Genomic DNA, 24,024 nt, shown 5'->3' with positions numbered 1-24,024 from the left:
CCCGGCAACCGTCTCCGTGAAGTACGGGTATGCTTGATCACGCGGCCCGCCCAGTCTTGCCTCGGGCCGCCTGCCGGACCGGCACCCGGAGGCACAGTCCTCGGGCACGGTCCTTCGGATCGACCACCACGCGCCGCGACTGAGAACAAAGTCTGCGCCGGGCAGGACGACCCTCGACCTTTTGGGAGTTCCCGCTACATGACCACGTTCACCGATTTCGGCGTGCCCGCCGTGCTGTCCACGGCCCTTGCCGAGCTCGGCATCACCACCCCGTTCCCCATCCAGGCCGCCACGCTGCCCGACTCGCTGGCCGGCAAGGATGTTCTCGGCCGGGGCCGCACCGGCTCCGGCAAGACGTACGCCTTCGCCCTGCCCGTGCTGGCCCGGCTGGCCGCCTCCAAGACCCCGCGCCGGCCCGGCCGCCCGCGGGCGCTGATCCTGGCCCCCACCCGCGAGCTGGCCACCCAGATCGACGCCACCCTGGCGCCGCTGGCGGCCAAGCTCGGCCTGCGCACCCTCACCGTCTTCGGCGGGGTCGGCGCCAACCCGCAGATCAAGGGTCTCAAGGCCGGCGTCGACGTGCTCGTGGCCTGCCCCGGGCGGCTCGACGACCACCTGCGCAACGGTCACGCCTCGCTCGACGCGGTGGAGATCACCGTGCTCGACGAGGCCGACCACATGGCCGACCTCGGCTTCCTGCCGGTGGTCCGCCGCCTGATGGAGCAGACCCCGCGCGAGGGCCAGCGCATGCTGTTCTCGGCGACCCTCGACAACGGGGTCGACGTGCTGGTCAAGCGCTTCCTGCACAAGCCGGTCACGCACTCCGTCGACTCGGCCACCGAGGCACCGGTCGAGATGTCGCACCACGTGCTGCACGTACGCGGCGACGACCGCTTCCCGGTGCTGGTCGACCTGCTGTCGGCCCCCGGCCGGTCGGTCGTCTTCACCCGCACCAAGCGCCGGGCCAAGGTGCTGACCCGCCAGCTCGTGCAGGCCGGGGTGCCCGCCGTCGAGCTGCACGGCAACCTCGCCCAGAACGCCCGCAACCGCAACATGGCGGCGTTCTCCGACGGCAGCGCGGGCACGCTGGTGGCGACCGACATCGCCGCCCGCGGCATCCACGTCGACGACGTGGCCCTGGTCATCCACGCCGACCCGCCGGTCGAGCACAAGGCCTATCTGCACCGCTCCGGCCGGACGGCCCGGGCCGGCGCCGCAGGCACCGTGATCACGCTGATGACCGACGACCAGCAGGCCGAGGTGCGCGACCTCACCCGCCGGGCCGGCGTCCGCCCGACCACCAGCCGCACCCGTCCGGGTGACCCGCTGCTGGCCGAGCTCGCGCCGGGCGAGCGGACGTTCGTCACCCCGTCGGCCGCGCCGGCCCCGGTCGCCGCGACCGCTGGCGGTGCCCCGCGCGCCGGAGCCCCGCGCCGGGGCGGTCGCGGCCGTGGCCCGGCTCGCCCCGCCGAGGGTGGTGCCGTGCCGGAGCAGACCGGTGGCGCGCGCCGTCGCGGCGGATCGGGCCAGCCCCGGTCCAACCAGCCCCGGTCGAGCCAGCCCCGCTCCGGCTCGACGCCGGTGCACTCGACCCAGTCCCGCACGAGCGGCGCGGCCGCGTTCTCGTCGGGCACCCGGGTCGGCGGACGCCGCGCCGGTCGCTGATCGACCATTTTGCGCCGGCCCGCACCTGTGGGCCGGCGCAAAATACTTTCCTCAGGGTGTCGAACGGGGCGGCCGCCGTTCGACGCGTAGGTGCACAGACACCCGGACATGAGGAGACAGTGATGCGGTTCATGGTGATCACCAAGGCCACCGCGGACAGCGAAGCCGGACGGCCGCCGGCCACCGAGGACTTCGCGACGATGGGCAGCTTCATCCAGGAGCTGATGGACGCGGGCGTGCTGCTGGCGGCCGACGGCCTGCACCCCAGCACCCAGGGCGCCCGGATCTATTTCGACGGCGAGAAGAAGACCGTGGTCGACGGGCCGTTCACCGAGACCAAGGAGCTGATCGCCGGCTTCTTCCTGGTCGAGACAAAATCGCTCGAGGAGTGCGTCGAGTGGTTCAAGCGCTGCCCGATGCCCCGCACGGCCGACGGCGAGCAGCCCAACCTCGAGATCCGGCGGGTCATCCAGGCCGAGGACTTCGAGGCGGCGATGACTCCCGAGCTGCGCGCGGCGGCCGAGCAGCGCGACCAGGAATCCCGCTACAACTGATCGGCTGTGGTTGCCGGAGATCGCGCGGTGGAGTAGACGGGGTTCGTGACCACTGACACCCACCGCGCGATCGAGGCGGTCTGGCGGATCGAGGCACCCCGGCTGATCGCCGGGCTGACCCGGCTCGTCCACGACGTCGGCACGGCCGAGGAGCTGGCCCAGGACGCACTCGTGGCAGCGCTGGAGCAGTGGCCGGCCGCGGGGGTGCCGGGCAATCCGGGCGCGTGGCTGATGACCACGGCCAAGCGCCGGGCGATCGACCAGATCCGGCGCAACGAGACCTTCCGGCGCAAGGTCGAGGAGGTCGGCCGCGACCTCCAGGAGTCCAGCCCGGACATCGGCGCGCTGGTCGCCGAGGACGACGGGATCGGCGACGATCGGCTGCGGCTGGTGTTCGTGGCCTGCCACCCGGTGCTGTCCACCGAGGCCCGCACCGCGCTGACCCTGCGGCTGCTGGGCGGCCTGACCACCGACGAGATCGCCCGGGCCTTCCTGGTGCCGGAGCCGACCGTGGCGCAGCGGATCGTGCGGGCCAAGAAGACGCTGGCTCAGGCCCGGGTGCCCTTCGAGGTGCCGCAGGGCGACGAGCTGGCGGCCCGGCTCGCGTCGGTGCTCGAGGTCGTCTACCTGATCTTCAACGAGGGCTACTCGGCCACCGCCGGCGACGACTGGATGCGGCCGGCCCTGTGCGAGGACGCCCTGCGGCTGGGCCGGATCCTGGCCCGGCTGGCTCCGCGCGAGCCCGAGGTGCACGGCCTGGTGGCGCTGATGGAGATCCAGGCCTCCCGAGCCGTCGCCCGCACCGGCCCGGGTGGGGAACCCGTCCTGCTGGCCGACCAGAACCGGGCCCGATGGGACCACCTGTTGATCCGCCGGGGCCTGGCCGCGCTCGACCGGGCCGAGGCCCTGATCGACGACGAACCCGGCCCGTACGTGCTCCAGGCGGCCATCGCCGCCTGTCATGCCCGGGCCACCCGGTTCGCCGACACCGACTGGTCCCGCATCGCCCGGCTCTACGAGCGCCTGGCCCGGACCATGCCGTCACCGGTGGTCGAGCTGAACCGCGCGGTGGCGCTGTCCATGGCGTACGGGCCGGAGACCGGCCTGGCCCTGCTCGACCAGCTGACCGCCCTCCCCGCCCTGCGCGGTTACCACCTGCTGCCCAGCGTGCGCGGCGACTTCCTGAGCAGGCTGGGCCGGCACGCCGAGGCCAGGACGGAGTTCGAGCGGGCGGCGTCGCTGACCCGCAACGAGCGCGAGCGCACCCTGCTGCTCGACCGCGCGGCCGGCTGCGATTAGCCGGCCACCAGCCGTAGCGGCGTGATGGCGCGCAGGGCCTCGGCGGTGGCCTCGTCGGCCGGGAGCTGGATGATCAGCCGGAGCCCGGTGTCGCCGGGCACCGACAGGATCTCGTAGCTCAGCCGCAGGGACCCCGCGTCGGGATGCCGCAGGCGCAGCACCCCGTGGGCCCGGGGCAGACCGGGCACCCGCTCGGCCCGCTCGGTGAACTCGGGCCCGGCCAGCGCGGTCAGCTCGTCGGCGAAGTCGGGCCGGGGCGGGCCGTCCTTCAGCGCCGCGACCTGCTCGTCGGCCACGTGCGCCCAGTCCGGGTAGGCGTCGCGGGCCCGCGGGTCGGCGAAGACGTACCGGGTGAGGTTGGGCCGATCACCGTCGAGCAGCCCGATCGGGCCGGCCAGGTGACCGAAGCCGGTCGTGTGGGCCAGCACGTCACCCACCTGGTTGACCACCATCGCCGGGGCCGGCTCGAGCCGGTCGAGCACCGCGCGCAGGCCCGGCCGCACGGTCCGGACCGGGTCCTGAGCGAGCCCGATACAGCTCGTGCCCGAGGTCTTGGTGAGCCGGTAGAGGTGGGCCCGCTCGGCCGCGGTCAGTCGCAGCGGGCCGGCCAGCGCGGCCAGCACCTGCGCGGACGGATGCCGGTCGCGGCCCTGCTCGAGGCGGATCAGGTATTCGACGCTGACCCCGGCCAGCATGGCCACCTCGGCCCGGCGCAGACCCGGGGTGCGCCGCCGGGTGCCCGGGGGCAGCCCGACCTCGGCCGGGGTCACCTCGGCCCGGCGCGCCCGCAGGAAAGTGCCCAGCTCGTTGTCGCCCACCGCTCGACTGTAACGACGCTCCGGCCGGTCAAGGTGTCCCCGCCGCTACCACCCTGAGCGCGGCCTCCCTGACCGGCGCCGGCCGCAGCAGGGTCGGGGCATGACGACGAAAGTAGTGGTGGTGGGCGGTGGCTACGGCGGCATCGTGGTCGCCCGCGCCCTGGATGATGTGGCCGACGTGACGCTGGTGGAGCCGAAGGAGGCCTTTGTGCACCACGTCGCCCACCTGCGCGCGGCGGCCGACCCGGCCTGGGTCGAGAAGATCTTCATTCCGTACGACGGTCTGCTGACCACCGGCCGGGTGATGCGGGACACCGCGGTGCGGGTGGAGCCGCAAATGGTGGAGCTCGCGTCCGGGTCCCAGCTGGACGCCGGCTACGTGGTCCTGGCCACCGGCTCGACCGGCCCGTTCCCGACCCGGGTGGCGGGCACCGGCCGCGACGCGGCGGCGGCGAGCCTGCGGGACCTGCACGCCTCGCTCGACCGGGCGTCCTCGGTGCTGCTGCTCGGGGCCGGGGCGATCGGCCTCGAGTTCGCCGGGGAGATCGCGGCGGCCTGGCCGGGCAAGCCGGTGACCGTCGTCGACCCGGCGCCCGAGCTGCTCGGCGGGCGCTTCCCGGACGAGCTCCGCACCGATCTGGCCCGGCAGTTGGACGAGCTCGGCGTACGGGTCCTGCTGGGCACCAAGCTTGACACCCCGCCGGGCACCGAGGCCGGTGCGGTGAGCCCGTTCCAGGTGACCACCGGGGATGGCGAGGTGCTCGCGGCCGACCTGTGGTTCCCCTGCTACGGCGGCACGGTGCCGACCGCCTATCTCGGCCCCGAGCTGGCCGCCGCCCGGCAGCCCGGCGGCCGGCTGGCGGTCACCGAGCACCTGCGGGTCACCGGGCACGCGCGGGTCTTCGCGGTCGGCGACCTCAACGACACCCCGGAGCTGAAGACCGGCCGGGCCGCCGACCGCCAGGCCGAGGTGGTCGCGGCGAACGTCCGCGCCCTGATCGAGGGCGGCCCGCTCACCGCGTACGAGCCCTTCCCGGACGGGATGATCCTGACGCTCGGCCCGGCCGGAGGCGTCGGCTACGCCCCCGAGTTCGGCCTCTTCGGAGCCGAGGCGACCGCCCAGTTCAAGGGCAGTTTCCTGCTCGACCACTACCGGGCCAAGCTGGGCGCCGCCTGACTAGCCGGCGTACAGGTCCAGCGTGATCTTCACGGGCCGGGCGATGATCGCCCGGCCCGTGGCGACGCCGGCCGCCACCCGGTCGATGACGCCCGAGGCCACGAAGTGGCAACCCGGGCCGGCCGGCCCGGCCGACTCGAGCGTCAGGGTCACCTCGCTGTCGTGGCCGCGGACCCGCAGGACGCCGGTCAGCCGCCAGCCGTCCGGGCCCTGGTGGCAACGCGTGCTGCGGAAGGCGATGACCGGGTGGTGGGCCGCGTCGAAGAACTTCGGGCCGGTGATGTCCCGGTTGCGGCGCTGGTCGTCGCTGTGGAAGGTGGCCGCGTCGAGCTCGGCCGAGGCACTGGACGCGGCCGGGTCGGCGGCCACGGTCACGGTGCCGCCGCGCAGGGCGACCGTGGCCGCCACCGGCTTGAGGCCGAAGACGTGGGTCGCGGTGAGGCGGCAGGTCGAGCGTGCGGTGTCGATGGTGTAAGTGCCCGGGCGAAGGGTGGTCTGCACGTTTGTCGTCATGCCGATCAGAGTCGGCGCGGGCGGCCGCGGAAACCTCAGTGCCGGTACTGAGTCGCACCACGTAGCTCGGCTCGACCGGTCAGCCCGAGCTTGCCCAGGATGTTGCGGACGTGCGTCTCGACGGTCCGCTCGGAGAGCACCAGCCGCCCGGCGATGGCCCGGTTGGACAGTCCCCCGGCGACCAGCCCGGCGATCTCCCGCTCCCGGGCCGTGAGGTCGTCGCGGGCCAGCTCGGCGGCCGGCCCGGCCAGCACCGGCAGGCCCAGCCGGCGGGCGGTGGCCAGGGCCGCCGACGCCAGTTCGCGGCTGCGGCGCGGGTCGGTGGTGCGCAGTTGTCCCGCGTACGCGATCTGGGCCTTGGCCAGGTGCCCGGGTGCACCGATCCGTTCCTCCATCGCCACCGCCGCGGCCAGATGCCGCCCGGCCTCGGGCCGGCCCAGCGCCGCCGCCATCATCCCCAGTGGACGCGCGACGGCACCGTGGCAGCTCGACATCGAGTTCAGATACAGGCCGGCCCGCGGCAGCATGCGGGTGTAGCACTCGGCCGCCAGGTCGAGGTCACCCACCCAGGCCGCCATCTCCCCGGTGATCACCGTGACGTAGGTCCGCCGCCCGTCGGCCGGCAGCCGGGGCAGCGCGCCCCGCAGCCGCCGGGTCGCGGCCAGCGCCCCGTCCCGGTCACCGCGGCCCATCGCGATATGCCCCAGCTGGGCGACGGCGATCGGGACGTCCTCATTGCCGAAGGCGGTGGCGCCGGCCCACGAGTAGTCACCGTCGAACTCGGCCAGACCGCTGAGAAAGGCCAGGAACATGTATGCGGCCGAGGCGTCCTGCGACCGGGCGGCCAGATCCCGGGCCTGTTCGGCGAACTCGCGGGCCGGCCCGAGCCGTCCGGCCACCAGGGCCCGGGCGGCCCGGGCGCGCAGCAGATGCCAGTGGGCGACCGGCCAGCCCAGCCGGTCGGCCAGCGCCGCCAGCCGGCCGGTCTCGGCGTCGAACTGGCCCAGGTCGCCCAGCGCCAGACAGGCTTCCAGCCGCCAGGTGCGCCCCCACAGCTCGGCGTCGGGCTGCCCACTCGGGCCGGCCAGCTCGCAACTGCGGCGGGCCAGCTCGAGCACCTCGTCCAGGTCGTCGGCCGGATCGATCGTCTCGTGCCGCGCGTGCACGGCCGCGACCAGCGCGTCCGGTCGCCCGGAGGCGGTCGCCAGCACCATCGCCTCACGGCTGATCCGCCCGGCCCGCTCGGGGTCGAGGTCCTCGGCGAGCAGGAACGCGGACTGGGCCAGCACCTGGGCCCGGTCGCCGTCGTCGAGGTCGTGCGCCAGGGCCCGGTCGCACAGCCGCAGCAACGCCGGGCCCAGCGGACCGCCGAAGCCCCGGATCACCAGCGCCGCCGGGGCGCCGACCTCGTCGACCACCGCCTCGCAGTCGGCCACCGCCAGGTCGAGCCGGCCGTTCCGGTACGCCGCCTCGGCGCGGGCCAGACGCAACGAGGCATCGCCGGGAGCGTTGGCCAGCGCGTGCCCCAGCCAGCGGACGGCCTCGGCGTGGTCGAGCGCACGGGTGGCCGCCCGCGCGGCCGCGACGCAGGCCTGGACGGCGGCGGCCCGGGACTCGGCGCCGGCCGCGGCCCGTACGCGATGCCGGGCAACCTCGGCGGCCGGCGCACCGTGCTGGTCGAGGGCGGTCGCGATCGCCGCGTGCACCCGGATCCGCTCGTCCCGGCTCAGCTCCGTCTGGAGCGCCTGCCGCACGAGCTCGTGGACGAACCGGACCCGGGACGGCGCCCACGGGTCGTCGACCAGCACCCCGGCCGCGACCGCCTCGGCGAGCGGCTCGACCGCGACGACCCGCTCCAGGACGGACACGTCGATCTCGGACCCGTACGCCGCGGCCACCGCGAGCATGTGCCGGCCGGCCGCCGAGAGGTGCGCCGTGCGCCGGGCCACGATCGGCCGCAGTCCCGCGGGCAGATCGACCGCGCCCGCCGGCCCGGTCAGCCGGCCCTCGCGGATCAGCAGCCGGGTGAGCTCGCGGGTGTAGAGCGGATTGCCCCCGCCGAGCCGGTGCAGGACGCCGGCCCAGCTCGGATGGACCGGCCCGCCCCGGTTCTCGGCGGCGACGTAGCCGGCCACCGCCGCCTGCTCCCAGGCACCGATCGTCAGCGTCTCGACGGTGGCCGGATCGAGGGGCTCGCCGGGCGGGGTGCGGCTCGTGCCGAGCACCAGGATGCGGGCGCTGCCGATCTCGCGGGCCAGGGCGGCCAGCAGCGCCAGCGACGCCTCGTCGGCCCAGTGCAGATCCTCGAGCACCAGCAGGAGAGGCCGCTTCCCGGCGGTCGCGCAGAGCGCGGTGACCGTCGCCCGCACCGCCCGGAACCGGGCAGCGGCCGCCGGCTCGGCCGAACCGGAAAGCTCGAGCAGGGTCGGCGACAGACCGTCGGGGCCGCCGGCCAGCAGGCTCAGCCACGGCCAGAAGCTGGGCGCGCCCTCGTCGGGGTCGGCCCGGCCGGTCAGCACCGTGACGCCGGCCGCGGACGCCCGGGCCACCGCCTCCTCGACCACCGCCGTCTTGCCGATGCCGGCCTCGCCGACCAGCAGCGCCACCCCGCCCCGGCCCTGCTCGGCCGAGGCACGCAGCCGATCGAGGGCGACCACCTCGGCCACCCGGCCCACCAAGCGCACTCCCATACCGACAAGGTGGCCCTATGCGTCGGGTACGTCCACCTCGATCTCGTCGGAGAGGGTGAAACCGTCGCACAGCTCGAGGTCGTCGCCGCTCCAGAAGCGGCCCGGGTCATACCAGTTGGGCTGGCGTCCGCGCGGCAGCAGACCCATGTCCTCGTAGGTCACCGCGACGACCTCGGCGCAGTAGGCCGTCTCCAGGGCGGCGTCGGTGACCGGGCGACCGCCGCGGGCGCGCCAGCGCGGGCGGACCTGCGGCACCCGGCCGCGCACCCACCGCCAAGCGAGCTGCGCGGATGACGGGAACGGCGTGCCGTCGAGCCGGGCCACCGTCTTGAGGGCCAGGTCCTCCATCGCCATGTCGACGCCGGGCTCCAGCTGACGCAGCCAGCCGCGCTGCCCGTAGCGGCGGGCCCAGATCGTCACCGCGTCGCGCAGGTCGTGCAGCTGGACGCCGCGCTGGAACGTGCCGGACCACAGGTCGGGCAGCGACCGGCCGAGCTCGGCATGCCACATGAGCGGCGGCATGTCCTCGACCACGATCGACATGCCGACGTGGTTGACCGGGCTGTTGGTGAGGGTCTGGATGGCCCGGTCGGCACCGGTGCGCCCCCGGAAGATCCAGATGTCACCGGTCCGGGTCAGGTCGAGAGCCTCATCGAGGCTTAAGGCGGCGTCCACGTGTCTATCCTCAAGTGATGCGTTGGTGGAAAGTAGTGGGATTGGCCGGGTTGGCGGGCGTCGCGGCGACCGGAGCCGTCGTGGCACGAGCCGAGCGCAAGCGCCGGCAATACACCCCGGACGAGATCCGTGATCGGCTGCACCAGCGGGTCGCCGAGGCGGCCGAGGAGTCAGACGACATCAGTATCGCGGAGTAGCGACCACAGCCCCGCCCCGTCCGGCGCGGAGAACCAGGTCTTGCCGCCGGAGCCGACCGCCTCGGGGTCGCCGGACGGGCCGGGGATCGCACCGGCCAGCACCGACTGGGTGGGCGAGAGCTGGCGGATCGCCACCGCGGCCACGTTGTCGGGGTGGGCGTGCGCGAACTCGGAGTAGATCTCCTGGTCGTGCTGCCCGTCGTCGCCGATCAACAGCCAGCGGATGTGCGGGAACTCCCGGGAGAGCCGCTGCAACGTGTTGCGCTTGTGCTCCTGACCGCTGCGGAACCAGCGGTCGGGGGTGGGACCCCAGTCGGTGAGCAGCAGCGGGCCCGCCGGATAGAGGTGGCGGGACAGGAAGCGGGTCAGCGTGGGAGCCACATTCCACGCGCCGGTCGACAGATAGAAGACCGGCGCCCCGGCGTTCGCCGTGATCAGCCGCTCGTAGAGCACCGCCATGCCGGGCACCGCCATGCGCGCGTGCTCGTCGAGCACGAACGTGTTCCACGCCGCGAGCAGCGGGCGGGGCAGGGCGGTGACCATGACCGTGTCGTCGATGTCGGAGACCAGGCCGAAGCGGCACTCGGGGTCGACCACCCGGATCGGGGCCTCGGCCGGGGCCGCCCCCTCGGTGAACAGCCGCACGCTGCCCCAGCCGGGCTCGAGGTCACCCTTGACCCGGGTGTCCACATAACCGCTGCGGTCGGTGCGGGTCTCGGTGATGCTGTCACCGATCTGGATCTTCACCACGGCGTTGTTGACCGGTGAGTTGGTGAAGCTGCGCCAGCCGCGCAGTTTTTCCAGCCTCTTACTGGTGGGGGTGCCTCGGGTGAGCACCACCCGGGCCATCACCCGGGCCCAGCCGGGCGCGCCGTAGCCGGTATACGCCGTGATCACCGGCCGCCAGCCCCGGTTGCGCAGCCGGCGCTCGATGATCTCGTGGAAGGCGTCCTCCACCCGTGCCGCCCGGTGCATCCGCATCGCGGGCGGCTGGCCGCTCGCCGGAGTTGATGACACGCTCTGGTCCCCTGCTCCCCTGGTCTCGGCGGTCTCCTGCCCGGTTACGGTACCCGGACAACCTGGCAGGCGCGGGTGAACGGTCCGCCCTCCACAGGCGACGGTCAGGCGACGGCTTTGGCCATGGCCGGAATCTCGGTGGTGGTCCACTGATCGGCGAACCACTGGTCGTCGGCGACGAGCCGCCCGGCGACACCGGCCCGCACGAGTGCCGCGGCCGCCTCGGCCCGCAGGCTGCGCAGTGCGTCGGCGGCCAGCTCGGATTCATGCCAGGCGGCCTGCTCCTGCTTCTGGGCGTCCTCGTACTGCGACAGGCGGTGGGCCCGGACGGCGGCGCGCAGATGCCCCTCCTGCACCACCGGGTGCAGGCGCGGGTTCCAGCCCCGATGGGCGAGCACGTCGTTGAGCTGGGCGATCGAGATCTCGCGCCGGCGGCAGGCGGCGGTGGCCGCGTGGTGCAGGTAGCGCTGCCGATCGACGTTGTCGCCGGGCTTGCGGCGGCGGCTCATCAACGGGTACGCGGCGGCCCGGACACCCTCGCGGGCCAGCCGGTCGGCGTCGTCGAAGGCCAGCCAGGCGGCGTCCACCCGGTCCTGGGCGGTGGCCCACTCGGCGCGGCGGCGGGCGGCGGTGGCGGCGGCCCGCTCGGCTGCGACGGCGACCTCGCCGGCGAAGCGCAGCGCGTCGGCCTGCGGGCCGGTCAGCGGCGGGGCCGGCGCCCGGGTGGGGATGGCGGCCACGGTGGCGGCCACGGCGATGGCGAGCAGGAGGAGAAGCCACAACGCGGCGGCCTGCGGCAGGGAGACGAAGAAGCTTTGCACGGCGGATTCCATGGCAACCTCACATGCGGACACGGTCTACCCGATGACGACGCTTGGCGAGAGCGGCCGGACGGCCGCGGGCGGGGTCGGCCCCGCCGATGCTGGGCTTGGCGGTCAGCTGAGGGGCGGGCCGCGGACGGCGTGGGAGCGCAACGAGACGCCGGCGAGAACAACAACTGCGGCGCCCACGAGCAACGGGGCCATCGGGAGGGGCGCGATCGGCGTGCTCAGCGGAACCGCGGCCCGCACGGCGGTCTCGACCGGCCCGGGGGTCTGCACCTCGGGGACTGCCTGCACCTCGGCGACGGCAGCGGGCGGCGCGGGAACCGCGGTCGCGAGCTGACCGGGCGCCCACTGGGCGGCGAAGGCCAGGGCGAGCATGGCCAGCCCGGTGAGAAAGCGCAGCAAGCGGTGCCCATCCCAGTCTCGGGGAAGCACACGCGCCACGGCCGTCACACCCACCAACTTACCGTTTCGGCCCGAAACGCGCAGGGCTCATCCGAGTTACGGCAATTTCGTGACGAATCCCTCGGACGAGTGAGCGCCGCCGGGGTGGGCCGGCGGCGCTCGTCGCAAGCTACTTACTGGGTGGCGGAACGTCCAGGTCGCACGTGATCTTGGGGTTGACGCCCGCCCAGTTGAGCGGGCCGGCGATCGTCGTGACGGCGATCGTGCCGAACTCGGCACAACTGGTGTCACTGGTGTCGGAGAAATAACCTCGTTCGTAGGCGGCCACGCCGCCCAGCACGAGCCAAATGATCAAAAGCAGCCCGCCGATAGAACCTGCGCGCATTGGGGGTCTCCTATGCCGTGGGGATGCCCACCGATACCCCGAACCGTTCAAGCTCTAAACGGGATGCCGGGCCGGTGGTCCTAGGACGGCTTCGCCGCCTGCAACGTATAGGTGTGCGGGAGCCGCACCGGCCGGTCGGCGAGCTGCCACTCGTTCTCCTGCACCTCGGTCATCTGCCCGCCCCGCAGTGCCTCCCACGGCACAGTGGTGTGCTCGACCAGACCGGTGAGCGTCATCCCGGCCTCCAGCACCGCGGTCACGATCTCGCCCAGGCCGTGGTTCCACTCGTGGGTCGTGTTGTGGGTGAAGGCGACGTCGGTGGTGGCGTAACTGCCCTCATCCTCGTAGATCTGCGGCTTCTCGGTCTCGAAATAGGGCTCCTGGAGCACCAGCAGACCGTCGGTGCGGTCGTAGTCCAGCGCCCACAGCACCGGGTGTCCCTCGCGGATGAACAGCCGCCCACCCGGCCGCAGCAACGCCGCCACGGTCCGTGCCCAGCGCCGGATGTCGGGTAGCCAGCACAGGGCCCCGATACCGGTGTAGACCACGTCGTAGCCGTCACCCACGGCGCTCACCGCGTCGTAGACATCGGACTGCACGAAGCGCACGTCCTGGCCGGCCAGCTCGGCCAGGCGGCGGGCCTCGTCGAGCGATTTCGGGGAGAAGTCGAGCCCGGTCATCGTGGCGCCGAGGCGGGCCAGCGACACCGTGTCGGTGCCGATGTGGCACTGCAGGTGCACACCGCGCAGGCCGGAGATGTCACCGAGCAGCGGCTGGTCGAACCGGACCACCGGGCTCAGATGATCGGGGTCGGTGAAGCGCTGGAATTTGTAGTCGGGCGAGGCCGCGTGTGCCGCCGCGCGGTCGTCCCAGGCTGCACGGTTCACGTCACGGTAGTCGGTCATCCGGGCACGATATGACGCCGCGGATCTTTCCGGCTTACGTTTTTTCGCCCGGCTGGGGTTGGATGGCAGTTCGGAGCGGGGCTGACGGCGGGGGTGCGGGCTTGGAGACCAGGCGTACGACGGTGCGTGATGTGCGCCGGGCGAACCGGTCCAGCCTGCTCACCGACCTGTTCCACGGCGGGTTGCAGAGCCGGCAGCAGCTGGCCGCGAGCACCGCGCTGAGCCAGGCCAGTGTGAGCAACCTGATCGGCGAGATGATCGAGGAGGGGCTGGTCGAGGAGGCCGGCCTGGTCGGGTCGGACGGCGGCCGCCCGCGGGTGCTGCTGCGGGTGCGGCCGGGCTACCGCTACGTGGTCGGCGCCGACGTGGGTGAGACCCGGGTGCTGGTCGAGCTCTACGACCTGGAGATGTCGCGGCTGGCCGCGGTGACCCTGGACCACGACGACGGTCCCGAGCAGGTCGCCGGCCGGCTGCTGAGCGGCCTGCGCACAGTGCTTGACGAGGCCGGGGTGGCGCCGGCCGACGTGCTCGGCTTCGGGGTCGGTGTGCCCGGCGTGGTCGGGCAGGACGGGGTGGTCGACTCGCAGTCGACCGGCTGGGACGCGGTGGCGCTGGGCGACATGCTGCGGGCCGGCACCGAGGTGCCGATCTTTGTGGAGAACGGGGCCAAGACGCACGGCCAGGCCGAGATGTGGTTCGGCGCGGGGCGCGGGGCCCGGCACGCGGTGGTCGTGCTGATCGGTCTCGGGGTGGGCGCGGCCGTCGTGATGGACGGGCGCAGCTACTACCGCGGGGCGAACAGCAACGCCGGCGAGTGGGGACACACCACGCTGATCTACGACGGCGACGAGTGCCGGTGCGGGGCGCGGGGTTGCCTGGAGGCCTACATCGGGGCCGACCGCATCGGGCGGCGGCTGGCGGCGGCACTCGGTGTGCCGTACGGGAAAGAGCTTCTGCCCCGGGTGCTGAGCGAGGCCGAGCTGCCGGCCGGGGCGGCCGAGGTCTTCGAGCGGACGGCCGGCTATCTGGGCGCGGGGCTGGCCGATCTGATCAACCTGTTCAGCCCGGAGCGGATAGTGCTCGGCGGCACCACCGGGTCGGTGTTCGGCGCGCGATTCCTCGACGAGATCCGGGCCGCCGCGGCCCGGCACGCGCTGCGCCGGCCGTACGCGCAGACGACGATCACCGTCTGCGAGCTCGGCGTCGACGCGGTGGCGATGGGCGCGGCCACCCTGCCGATCGCGCAGTTGCTGGCCGAGGGTGGTCTGGCCGAGCCGGTCGAGCCGGTCCTGACCTTCACGCCGCGTCAGCGCCGGCCGGGAGACCGGGCCCGGCGCTGACGCAACGCTTCAGCCGCGCAGCGAGGCGATCGAGTCGCGGAACCAGAGGGCGCTCCGCTTGGGAGTGCGCTGCTGGGTCTCGTAGTCGACGTGCACGATGCCGAACCGTTTGGCGTAGCCCTCGGCCCACTCGAAGTTGTCGAGCAGCGACCAGGCGAAGTAGCCGCGCACGTCGGCCCCCTGCTCGCGGGCGGCGGCGACCGCGGCGATGTGCGACGCCAGGTATTCCGTGCGGTCGTCGTCGGCCACGTAGCCCGACTCGTCGGCCTGATCGTCGAAGGCGGCACCGTTCTCGGTGATCACCATGGGCAGGCCGGGGTAGTCCCGGTGCAGGCGCACCAGCAGCTGGGTGAAGCGCTCCGGGGTGATCGGCCAGCCCATCGCCGTACGGGCGGTGTCGGGCAGCACGGACCGGACCACCGGCTCGCCGTTCGCGTCCTCGGTGCGGCCGTCCTCGTCGGTGCCGGCGAAGTCCTGTCCGAAGTAGAAGTTCACGCCGAGGGTGTCGAACGGGGTCGAGATGATCTCGAGGTCGCCGTCCTGGACGGGCATCGCCGAGCCGCGGGCGGCCAGGTCCTCGACCACGTCGGCCGGGTAGGAGCCCTTGCGCAGCGGGTCCAGGTAGAGCCGGAGGCCCATGCCGTCGGCGCGGCGGGCGGCATCCCGGTCGGCCTCGGTGTCAGCGTGCGGGTCGGCCGTGCCCATGTTCAGCGTGATGCCGTAGTTGTGGGGCCGGGTCTCGGCGGCGCGCATCCGCTGGACGGCCAGGCCGTGGCCGAGCAGCAGGTGGTGGGTGGCGGCCAGCGAGGCGTCGAAGTCCTTGCGGCCGGGCGCGTGCACGCCGACGTGGTAACCGAGCCAGGCCGAGCACCACGGCTCGTTCAGTGTGGTGAACGTGTCGACCCGGTCCTGCAGCTTGTCGAAGACCAGCATCGCGTAGTCGGCGAACCGGTAGGCCGTGTCGCGGTGGGGCCAGCCGCCCGCGTCCTCGAGCTCCTGCGGCAGGTCCCAGTGATAGAGCGTCACCCAGGGCGCGATGCCGTTCTCGAGCAGCTCGTCCACGAGGCGCTCGTAGAAGCCGAGACCGGCCGGGTTGACCGGGCCCCGGCCGCCGGGCTGGATCCGGGGCCAGGCCACCGAGAACCGGTAGCTGTCCACGCCGAGGCTCTTCATCAGCGCGACGTCCTGCGGCATCCGGTGGTAGTGGTCGCACGCCACGTCGCCGTTGTCGGCGCCGGCCACGGCACCGGGGACCCGGGAGAAGGTGTCCCAGATCGACGGCGTGCGGCCGTCCTCGGCGGCGGCGCCCTCGATCTGGTACGACGCCGTCGCGACCCCCCACAGGAACTGCGCGGGCAGTCCGGTGGCGAGCGGGACGGAGGTGGTGGTGGGATTCATGGCACTCCAGTGGGGATGTATAAGAAGTTGAGGGCCGGTCCGCGTCGGCGGACCGGCCCCCGTTGTCATCCGACGGGTTGCTCCGTGGGATGCAGCCAGCACGCGACGGAACGTGCGGCTCCGTTCTGGGCGTCGGGACGGCCGAGCACCGGGATGTGCTGGGAGCACGGCTCGAACGCCCGCGGGCACCGGGGGTGGAACGAGCAACCGCTGGGCATGCCGGCCAGGTCGGGCGGTGACCCGGGGATGCCGGCCAGCTCCCGGCGGGGCCCCCGCAGGGCGGGGAAAGAGCTGAGAAGCCCCTTCGAGTACGGGTGGAGAGCGTCCCGATAGATCGTCGCGGCCGGCGCCTCCTCGACGATCCGGCCGCCATACATGATCGCGATCCGGTTGGAGAACTCGACCAGCAGCGACAGGTCGTGCGTGATGAAGATGACCGAGAAGCCGAGCCGCTCGCGCAGCTCGATCAGCTGGCCCAGGATCTGCCGCTGCATGACCACGTCGAGGGCGGTGGTCGGCTCGTCCATGATGACCACCTGCGGCTGCAGGATCAGCGCCATGCCGATCATGACGCGCTGCCGCATGCCACCGGAGAGCTGGTGCGGATAGGCGTCCATCCGGTCGGGCGAGATGCCGACGAGCTTGAGCATCTCGCGGGCCCGGGCGTTGCGGGTGTGGTCGCTCATCTTGGGCTCGTGGGCCTTGAGCACGTCGGTCAGCTGGGTCGAGATCTTGTGCACCGGGTTGAGCGAGTTCATCGCGCCCTGGAACACGATCGCCGTCTCGGCCCAGCGGAACGCGCGCAACGCCTTGTCCGAGAGACCGAGCACGTCGTACGGGTCGCTCTTCTCGGGGTGATAGATGACCTCGCCGCCGGTGATCACACCGGGCGGCGCGAGCAGCCGGGTCAGCCCGTAGGCCAGGGTCGACTTGCCCGAGCCGCTCTCGCCGGCCAGGCCCAGGACCTCGCCGCGGTGCAGGGTCAGGTTGACGTCGCGGACGGCCCGCACGGCCTTGTCACCCAGGCCGTACTCGACGTTGAGATTACGGATCTCGAGGACCGGTTCCATGGTCATTTCGCCACCTCTCGAGCCACCGGCGTCGCGCCGTCGGTGTTGATCGGGATCGCCCGGGCGTGGGTGTGCGGCGCGGCCGAGTTCGACAGCACCGGGGTGAAGCCGATCCGCATCCGTACGGTCCCGCCGGAGGCGGTCTTGAGCTTGGTCTTGCCGGCGCTGCGCAGGCGGGGGCTGACGAACTCGTCGATGGCGAAGTTGATCAGCGAGAGGGCGGTGCCGAGGAACGCGATGGCCAGACCGGCCGGCACGAACCACCACCACGCGCCCTGGGCGAGCGCCTGCTGGCCCTGCGCCCAGAACAGGATCGTGCCCCAGTTCCAGCCGGCCGCCGAGACGATGCCGATGAAGGCCAGGGTGATCAGCGAGAGCACCGCGAAGATGACCGTGCCGATGAACCCGGAGGCGATCACCGCGGTCAGGTTGGGCAGCAACTCGAAGCCGACGATCCGCCAGGTCTTCTCGCCGGTGGCCCGGGACGCCTCGATGTAGTCGCGCCGGCGCAGCGAAAGGGTCTGCGCCCGCAGCACCCGGGCGTTCCACGACCACGACGTCAAGCCGATGATCAGCGCGATCAGCAGGTTGCTGGCGTTGTCCAGGATCGAGGTGATGATGATCATCAGGGGGACGGCCGGGATCACCAGGAACACGTTGGACAGGGCCGACAGGGTGTCGTCGGCCTTGCCGCCGAGGTATCCGGCGGTGATGCCGATGATCACCGACAACACGGTCGCGATGGTGCCGGCCAGGAAGCCGACGAACACAACCGGGCGGGTGCCGTCGAGCACCTGGCTGAAGACGTCCTGGCCGAGGTGGGTGGTGCCGAACCAGTGGTCGGCCGACGGCGGCTGCAGCAGGTCGTTGCTGCGCGCGTCCGGGTCGTACGGGGTGATCCAGGGCCCGATGACCGCGAACAGCAGATAGAGAAAGAGGATGACCAGGCCGGTGGCCGCCTTGATGTTGCGCAGGAAGAGGAACCGGTGCCGCTTGGCCTTGCCCGGCTTGGCGCTCTCGGGCTGGGCCATCGCCCCCTGGCCGGGTATGACCTGGGCGGTGCTCGAGGTCGGAATCGTCATCGCTCAGCCCTCCTTGCGGGTGCGCGGGTCGAGGAGCAGATAGGCCAGGTCGGCCAGCAGGTTGGCGACCAGCACCGAGATCGTGATGACCAGGAAGATGCCCTGCATCAGCGGGTAGTCCTTGGCCCCCAGCGCCTGCAGCAGGATGAACCCGAGGCCGGGGTACGAGAAGACGATCTCGACCAGCAGCGTGCCGCCGACGATGAAACCGAGCGACAACGCGAAGCCGGAGATGTTGGGCAGCAACGCGTTGCGGGCGGCGTAGCTCACCGCGACCCGCCGCTCGGAGAGGCCCTTGGCGTGCGCGACGGTGATGTAGTCCTCGGACGCGACGGTGACCATCATGTTGCGCATGCTGAGGATCCAGCCGCTGACCGAGGAGATCAGGATGGTCAGCGCGGGCAGCAGGCTGTGCTGCACGGCGCTGGGGATGAAGTACTGGTCGAAGGCCGGCACCAGCGCCGAGTCGAAGCCGCCGGACGACGGGAAGAAGCTGTCCGGGCCGGTCAGCAGGTAGATCGCGATGATGCCGAGCCAGAAGTACGGCACCGACGAGAAGAACGTGGTGACCGGCAGCAGGCCGTCGGTCCACGAGCCGCGCCGCCAGCCGGCCAGCACACCCAGGCTGGTGCCGAGGATGAAGCTGATCACCGTGGTGATGCCGACCAGCATGACCGTCCACGGCAGCGCGTCCCCGATGATCTGGGAGACCGGCGACGGGAAGAACGTGAAGGACAGGCCCAGGTCGCCGTGGAACAACTGCTTCCAGTAGTCGATGTACTGCGTCCACAGGCCCTTGTCGTCGTCGAGACCGAACAGGACGTAGAGCGAGTTGATCGCCTCGGTGCTGAGCTGGCCGCGGAACTTGGCGATCAGCGACTGCACCGGGTCACCGGGCACCAGCCGCGGGATGAAGAAGTTCAGGGTGATCGCGGCCCACGCGGTGAACAGGTAGAACGCGATGCGCTGGAGGAAGTACTTCACTTCGCCGCCGCCTCTCCGGGCGTCGCGGCCGCGACCGTCGCCTCGTCGTAAAGCCAGCAGGCAGCCCAGTGCCCGGGCCGGTCACCGATCTCGAGCCGGATCGGCAGATCGGTGATGCACCGTTTCATCGCCATCGGGCAGCGCGGATGGAACCGGCAGCCGGACGGCGGGCGGATCAGGCTCGGCGGCTCGCCGTTGCCCCGGTCCTCGTCCAGTGGGTTGACCTCACCGGCCAGCCGGTCCGGGTCCGGCGCGGAGTCGATCAGCAGCCGGGTGTACGGGTGGGCCGGAGTCTGGGTGACAGTCTCGCTGTCGCCGCCCTCGACCATCCGGCCGGCGTACATCACCAGCGTCTCGTCGGCGAAGTACCGGGCCGACGCGATGTCGTGGGTGATGTAGAGGATCGCCAGGTTGAGGCGCTCCTTGAGGTCGCGCAGCAGATTCAGCACGCCGAGCCGGATCGACACGTCCAACATGGACACCGGCTCGTCGGCCAGCAGCGCCTCCGGGTCGGCGCCGAGCGCGCGGGCGATCGCGACCCGCTGGCGCTGGCCGCCGGAGAGCTCGTGCGGGAACTTGTCGAGGTAGCGCTCGGGCGGCGTCAGGCTGACCCGGGTGAGCAGGTCGCGCAGCGCGGTCTCGAGGTCGTCGTCGGTCTTCCCGGCGTTGCCGTGGATCTTCAGCGACCGGGTCAGGTGATACCGGATGGTGTGCACCGGGTTCAGCGACGCGAACGGGTCCTGAAAGATCATCTGGACCCGGGCCGCGTAGGCCCGGAACGCGCTTCCGCCCTTGACCTTCGTCGACCGGCCGTGCAGCTGGATGTCGCCACCGGTCCGCGGATAGAGCTGGGCGAGCACGCGGGCCACCGTGCTCTTGCCCGAGCCGGACTCGCCGACCAGCGCGACCACTTGGCCGCGGCGCAGGGTGAGTTGCACGTCGTCGACGGCGTGCACCGCCGTGCGTTCCTGGGAGAACAGCTGGCGCAGTCCCCGGCGTACGGGGAAGTGCTTGGTCAGGCCGATCGCCTCAAGCACCACCTCGCCGGCCGGCGCCTTCGCGTCCTGGGTGGTCATGCCGGTTCCTTCAGTGGGGGGTGGACCTGCGGGTGCCGCTCCCGCCCGGCGGCACGGGCGGGAGCGGCGACCACGATCAGGAGTTGGCGGGCTTGAGCTTGCCGATGAGCAGCGACACGTACGGCTGGGTCGGCTGCGCACCCGAGTACGGGTCCGCGTCCGTCGGCCATCCGGTCCAGTTCTTGTCGCTGTAGGCAGCACCGACGTTGTCGGCACCCACCGGGAACATCGGGGCCTGCTCGACGAAGACCTTCTGGATCTGGTTCATCGCCGTGGTGCGGGCCTCGTCGCTGGTGGCGTTCTTGTAGGCGGTCAGCGCGGCGGTCGCCTCGGTGCTCTTGAAGCGGCCGAAGTTGCCCTGCTGAGCGGCGGTGCCGATCGGCTTGATCAGGTCACCGTCCATGACGGTCTGGTAGATGTCGTACGGCGTGGCGCCACCGTTCGTCCAGCGCATCGAGGCCTCGAAGGCACCCGTCTGCACGTTCTTGTCCCAGACGTCCTGGTTGGGCTTCTCGACGGTCGCGGCGATGCCGATCTCGGCGAAGTTGCTCTTGATGATCTCGAGCGAGGTCTGGTAGTCCGACCACGGCGCCGGGTCGCTGAGCTTGATCTTGACCGGCTTGCCGGACGGGTCGCTGAGCACCTTGCCGTTCAGCTTGTAACCGGCGCTCTGCAGCAGGGCCTTGGCCCCCGCGACGTCGTTCGAGAACTCCTTGCCCTTGTACTCCGGAGCGATGAACGCGTCACCGGCGCCCGGCGGCAGGCCGGTCACACTCTTGATCTCCGGGTGGAAGTACGAGGCCTCGGCCTGGGTGAAGATGTCCGCGCGGTTGATGACCATGTTCATGGCCTGGCGCAGCTTCACGTCGTCGAACGGCTTGACCGTGGTGTTGATGTAGAGGCCGTGGATGCCGAGCACGCCGGGCGCCCAGACCTTGTGGTGCTCCGGGTCCTTGTCGATGAACGTCGCCTTGGGGTTCGGCAGGAAGACGAACGACCACTCCGAGTCGCCGTTGGCCAGCGCGGTGCCCTGGGCGTTGTTGTCGGCGTAGGAGACGTACCGCAGTTCCTTGACCTGAGGAACCGTGCCCCAGTAGCCCTCGGGCCGCACGGACAGCGTGACGCCGGCCTGGGTGAAGGACTTCAGGGTGTAGGGGCCCGAGCCGATCGGGTTCTTGTTGACGTCGGTCGCCGGGTCGGCGATCTTCTCCCAGACGTGCTTGGGCACGATCGGGGTGCTCGCCATGATCTTGTTCTGGTTGACGAACTGCGGCGTCTTGAACGTCACCTTGACGACGTTGCCGGCCACCGTGATCTGGTCGAACGGGATGGCGTTCTGGTTGAGCGCCTCGTTGCCCTTGAGCAGGCCGAACGTGTACGCCACATCCTCGGCGGTCAGCTTCTGACCGTCCGACCAGGTGGCGTTGTCACGAACGGTGACCTCGGCCGACTTGTAGTCGTCGGCCCACTTGACGCCGCTGGCCAGCCACGGCACGGCCGGCTCGGCCGGGCGGACCGGGTTCCACTGGGTCAGCGGCTCGTAGATCATCCACTTGTAACCCAGCGCGTTCGCCGAGGAGGTGCCGGCGAAGGGGTTGTGGTTCTCGGTCTGCGTCCCGTTCGGCATGCCGATCTTGAGGAAGTCGACCGACGACTTGTTCGCGTTGTTGGCATTGTCGGCGTTGGGCGAGTCGCCGCACGCGGCCAGACCGCCCGTGGCGAGCACGCTCGCCACGGCGACCGCGAACAGTTTCCTTCTCTGCATCGCGAAAATCTCCTCGGATGTGCTGGGTTTCAATGAGAGGTGTAAGGGCGTGCGCCATCGCGGCACCGGCCCTGATCGCGGGCCGGCCCCGGGTCTGCTTTCGTGGTTAAGCCACAGTGGAGGGGCGGGTGGTGAAGGTGGTGGGGATGACGGTGGGGCGGTTGGGCAGGGGTGTGCCCTCGAAGTGGGCGAGCAGCGTACGAGCCGCCGCCTCACCCATCTCGCGCAACGGTTGGTGCACGGTCGTCAGCGGCGGCTGGGTGTGCGCCGCGGTCGGTATGTCATCGAAGCCGACCACAGCCACGTCCTGCGGGACGCGGCGGCCGGTGTCGAGCAACGCCTGCATCGCACCGATGGCGGCGAGGTCGTTGTGGGCGAACACGGAGTCGAACTCCACACCGGCCTTGATCGCGGAGTGCACCGCGTCCGCGCCCAGGGCGAAGGTGAAGTCGCCCAGGAACTGCCGGTCGGCGTCGATCGGGTGGCCCGCACCGGCGAACACCGAGGCGAAGCCGGCGTGGCGCTGCTGGGTGCAGCCGAACCGCTCGGGTCCGGAGATCACCAGCGGCCGGGTGCGCCCGATCTCGAGCAGGTGCCGGGCGGCCGATCCGGCGCCGTCGTGGTTGGTGGTGCCGACGCTCGGGATCTCACCGGAGGTCTGATCACGGTCGTCGATGAGCACCACCGGCAGGCCCCGGCGGTGCAGCGTGGCGATGTAGTCGAGAGTGCCCTCGGGTTCGATGACCAGCAGGCCGTCGAACGACTTGGCCGACACCTGCGCACCGAACTGGCGCATCGACTCCTCACCCCGGTTGCAGGTGAACAGCAGCAGGCCGTAGCGCTCGGTCTCGAGCACGTCGACCGCCCCCTGGATCACCTCGCCGATCCACGGCCAGGTGAGCGAGGGGACCAGCATGCCGACCACCCGGGTGCGCCCGCGGGCCAGCCCGACGGCCCGGGAGCTCGGCACGTAACCCAGCTCGTCGATCACCGCGCGGACCCGCGCGGCCGTCGACTCGTCCAGCTCACCCTTGCCGTTGAGCACCCGGGACACGGTCGTCTTGCTGACCTTCGCCCGGGCCGCCACATCGGCGATGGTGATTGGCACTGGTCCTCCTGACGTGTCACCACTTCATTGCGGCCGGATTTCGGAACCGGTTTCGGAAGCGGTTTCGGCAGTTAACGCCAGTGAGGCCGGTCACGTCAACGGGACCCCTGAATTATTTAAGTTTCAGTGCGATAACACGGGGGCACAGGCCCGGTTTCGCGCCGGTCAAATGTGGACCGGTGCGGACAACTCGGCGGCCAGGTGCGGCAGAACAATGCCCAATGGGGCATCGATGTGCAGCCCCGCGTACGGCTCGCCGCGAGTGACCCCGCGGTTGACGATGGCGACCCGGATGCCGTCCTTGACCGCGCGCAACACGAAGCGGCGGCCCGACATCACCGTCAGGGAGGAGCCGAGAACCAGCAGCGTACGGGCGGTGCCGACGAGCGCGAAGCTGCGCGACACCCGCTCCGGGGGCACCGTCTCGCCGAAGTAGACGACATCCGGCTTCAGCAGGCCGCCACAGCTCAGGCAGTCGACCACGGTGAACTGGTCGAGATCGGTGTCGTCGAGCTCGGCGTCACCGTCGGCGTTGATGGCGACCGCGGCCGCGTCGAACCCCGGGTTGGCCTCGTCGAGGCGGGTGGCCAGAAGCTCGCGGGCGGTCAGCTCGCCGCACTCCAGGCAGATGATGCGGGCCAGGTTGCCGTGCAGCTCGACGACGTCGCCGGCCCCGGCCGCCTGGTGCAGCCCGTCGACGTTCTGCGTGATGATGCCGCCGACCGCGCCGCAGCGCTGCAGGGCGGCGACCGCGCGGTGACCGTCGTTGGGCGAGGCCTCGCCGATCGTGCGCCAGCCGAGATGCGACCGCGCCCAGTAGCGGCGGCGGGCGATCGGGTCACGGGTGAAGGCCTGGTAGGTCATCGGAGTGCTGCGACGGGCCGACCCGGACGGGCCGCGATAGTCCGGGATGCCGGAATCGGTGGAGAGCCCCGCACCGCTCAGCACCACCACGCCGCCCTCGGCCATCCACGCACCGAGCTCGGCCACCTGCTCCACCACCTGTAAGTCCACGAAACCATGGTCCCTCGTCGCGGGCGCCGCGCCCATCGTTGCCGGTTCTCAGCCGGGATGACC

At 71.7% G+C, this 24,024-nt stretch carries 23 protein-coding genes; 6 read left to right on the top strand and 17 right to left on the bottom strand.

The genetic code is table 11. From position 1 onward, the window contains the following. The first annotated feature begins 198 nt into the window (after positions 1-198). The 3 genes from NAG42_RS25000 (at position 199) to NAG42_RS24990 (ending at position 3,518) form a co-directional block, all read left to right on the top strand. Positions 199-1,665, top strand: coding sequence for a DEAD/DEAH box helicase (locus tag NAG42_RS25000; protein WP_250033416.1), 1,467 nt, complete (start codon positions 199-201; stop codon positions 1,663-1,665). A gap of 122 nt (positions 1,666-1,787) precedes the next feature. Continuing rightward, entirely contained in the window at positions 1,788-2,219 is a 432-nt protein-coding gene (locus NAG42_RS24995) for a YciI family protein (RefSeq protein ID WP_250033415.1), read from the top strand. 45 nt (positions 2,220-2,264) lie between these two features. Beyond that, positions 2,265-3,518: an RNA polymerase sigma factor gene (locus NAG42_RS24990; RefSeq protein WP_250033414.1), complete on the top strand. Its 1,254-nt coding sequence runs from the start codon at positions 2,265-2,267 to the stop codon at positions 3,516-3,518. Here the strand turns inward: NAG42_RS24990 and NAG42_RS24985 are convergent. Further along, positions 3,515-4,336 (bottom strand): helix-turn-helix domain-containing protein, encoded by an 822-nt coding sequence (locus NAG42_RS24985; RefSeq protein WP_250033413.1) that lies wholly within the window; start codon positions 4,334-4,336, stop codon positions 3,515-3,517. The genes NAG42_RS24990 and NAG42_RS24985 overlap by 4 nt on opposite strands. A gap of 100 nt (positions 4,337-4,436) precedes the next feature. Here NAG42_RS24985 and NAG42_RS24980 point away from each other — a divergent pair, with 100 nt between their 5' ends. Further along, positions 4,437-5,513, top strand: a complete 1,077-nt coding sequence (locus tag NAG42_RS24980; RefSeq protein WP_250033412.1) for an NAD(P)/FAD-dependent oxidoreductase — start codon at positions 4,437-4,439, stop codon at positions 5,511-5,513. On the opposite strand, the gene NAG42_RS24975 is transcribed toward NAG42_RS24980, so the two are convergent. From NAG42_RS24975 to NAG42_RS24965, 3 genes are read right to left on the bottom strand one after another with little or no spacing between them, the layout of a single operon-like run. Continuing rightward, entirely contained in the window at positions 5,514-6,026 is a 513-nt protein-coding gene (locus tag NAG42_RS24975; RefSeq protein ID WP_250033411.1) for a YceI family protein, read from the bottom strand. A gap of 35 nt (positions 6,027-6,061) precedes the next feature. Further along, positions 6,062-8,716 (bottom strand): AAA family ATPase, encoded by a 2,655-nt coding sequence (locus tag NAG42_RS24970; RefSeq protein WP_250033410.1) that lies wholly within the window; start codon positions 8,714-8,716, stop codon positions 6,062-6,064. A 15-nt stretch (positions 8,717-8,731) separates the two neighbouring features. Next, positions 8,732-9,391: a hypothetical protein gene (locus NAG42_RS24965; protein WP_250033409.1), complete on the bottom strand. Its 660-nt coding sequence runs from the start codon at positions 9,389-9,391 to the stop codon at positions 8,732-8,734. Positions 9,392-9,408: 17 nt separating this feature from the next. Between NAG42_RS24965 and NAG42_RS24960 the strand changes: the two genes are divergently transcribed. Further along, entirely contained in the window at positions 9,409-9,588 is a 180-nt protein-coding gene (locus NAG42_RS24960; RefSeq protein ID WP_250033408.1) for a hypothetical protein, read from the top strand. Here the strand turns inward: NAG42_RS24960 and NAG42_RS24955 are convergent. From NAG42_RS24955 to NAG42_RS24935, 5 genes are all read right to left on the bottom strand, one after another. Continuing rightward, on the bottom strand, positions 9,562-10,569 hold the full coding sequence (locus NAG42_RS24955; protein ID WP_250033495.1) for an App1 family protein phosphatidate phosphatase: 1,008 nt from the start codon (positions 10,567-10,569) through the stop codon (positions 9,562-9,564). The two genes, NAG42_RS24960 and NAG42_RS24955, sit on opposite strands and share 27 nt — an antisense overlap. 140 nt (positions 10,570-10,709) lie before the next feature. Beyond that, positions 10,710-11,426 (bottom strand): hypothetical protein, encoded by a 717-nt coding sequence (locus NAG42_RS24950; protein ID WP_250033407.1) that lies wholly within the window; start codon positions 11,424-11,426, stop codon positions 10,710-10,712. 114 nt (positions 11,427-11,540) lie between these two features. After that, a complete protein-coding gene (locus NAG42_RS24945) occupies positions 11,541-11,834 on the bottom strand; it encodes a hypothetical protein (RefSeq protein ID WP_250033406.1) in 294 nt (97 codons plus the stop codon). A 169-nt stretch (positions 11,835-12,003) separates the two neighbouring features. Continuing rightward, entirely contained in the window at positions 12,004-12,219 is a 216-nt protein-coding gene (locus tag NAG42_RS24940; protein WP_250033405.1) for a hypothetical protein, read from the bottom strand. A gap of 80 nt (positions 12,220-12,299) precedes the next feature. Continuing rightward, positions 12,300-13,124, bottom strand: coding sequence for a class I SAM-dependent methyltransferase (locus tag NAG42_RS24935; protein WP_250033404.1), 825 nt, complete (start codon positions 13,122-13,124; stop codon positions 12,300-12,302). Positions 13,125-13,225: 101 nt separating this feature from the next. Between NAG42_RS24935 and NAG42_RS24930 the strand changes: the two genes are divergently transcribed. Then, on the top strand, positions 13,226-14,464 hold the full coding sequence (locus NAG42_RS24930) for an ROK family protein (RefSeq protein WP_250033403.1): 1,239 nt from the start codon (positions 13,226-13,228) through the stop codon (positions 14,462-14,464). A 9-nt stretch (positions 14,465-14,473) separates the two neighbouring features. On the opposite strand, the gene NAG42_RS24925 is transcribed toward NAG42_RS24930, so the two are convergent. The 8 genes from NAG42_RS24925 to NAG42_RS24890 form a co-directional block, all read right to left on the bottom strand. Continuing rightward, on the bottom strand, positions 14,474-15,862 hold the full coding sequence (locus tag NAG42_RS24925; protein WP_250033402.1) for a GH1 family beta-glucosidase: 1,389 nt from the start codon (positions 15,860-15,862) through the stop codon (positions 14,474-14,476). Between the two features lie 65 nt (positions 15,863-15,927). Next, a complete protein-coding gene (locus tag NAG42_RS24920; RefSeq protein WP_250033401.1) occupies positions 15,928-16,938 on the bottom strand; it encodes an ABC transporter ATP-binding protein in 1,011 nt (336 codons plus the stop codon). Further along, a complete protein-coding gene (locus NAG42_RS24915) occupies positions 16,935-18,014 on the bottom strand; it encodes an ABC transporter permease (RefSeq protein ID WP_250033400.1) in 1,080 nt (359 codons plus the stop codon). Before NAG42_RS24915 ends, NAG42_RS24920 begins: the two co-directional genes overlap by 4 nt. A 3-nt stretch (positions 18,015-18,017) precedes the next feature. Continuing rightward, positions 18,018-18,998, bottom strand: coding sequence for an ABC transporter permease (locus NAG42_RS24910; protein ID WP_250033399.1), 981 nt, complete (start codon positions 18,996-18,998; stop codon positions 18,018-18,020). After that, complete coding sequence (locus NAG42_RS24905; protein WP_250033398.1) at positions 18,995-20,074, bottom strand: ABC transporter ATP-binding protein; 1,080 nt, start codon at positions 20,072-20,074, stop codon at positions 18,995-18,997. Before NAG42_RS24905 ends, NAG42_RS24910 begins: the two co-directional genes overlap by 4 nt. Positions 20,075-20,150: 76 nt before the next feature. After that, positions 20,151-21,839: an ABC transporter substrate-binding protein gene (locus tag NAG42_RS24900; protein ID WP_250033397.1), complete on the bottom strand. Its 1,689-nt coding sequence runs from the start codon at positions 21,837-21,839 to the stop codon at positions 20,151-20,153. Positions 21,840-21,945: 106 nt separating this feature from the next. After that, entirely contained in the window at positions 21,946-22,947 is a 1,002-nt protein-coding gene (locus NAG42_RS24895; protein WP_250033396.1) for a LacI family DNA-binding transcriptional regulator, read from the bottom strand. Between the two features lie 165 nt (positions 22,948-23,112). Then, the gene (locus tag NAG42_RS24890; RefSeq protein ID WP_438872440.1) at positions 23,113-23,997 is read right to left on the bottom strand and encodes an NAD-dependent protein deacetylase; all 885 of its coding nucleotides are present in this window, start codon (positions 23,995-23,997) and stop codon (positions 23,113-23,115) included. Between the last annotated feature and the right edge of the window lie 27 nt (positions 23,998-24,024).

It is taken from the genome of Paractinoplanes maris (genome assembly GCF_023544465.1).
Classification (GTDB): domain Bacteria; phylum Actinomycetota; class Actinomycetes; order Mycobacteriales; family Micromonosporaceae; genus Actinoplanes; species Actinoplanes maris.
Note: the sequence above shows the minus strand (reverse complement) of the source record. Positions and strands in the feature narration are given on the sequence as shown.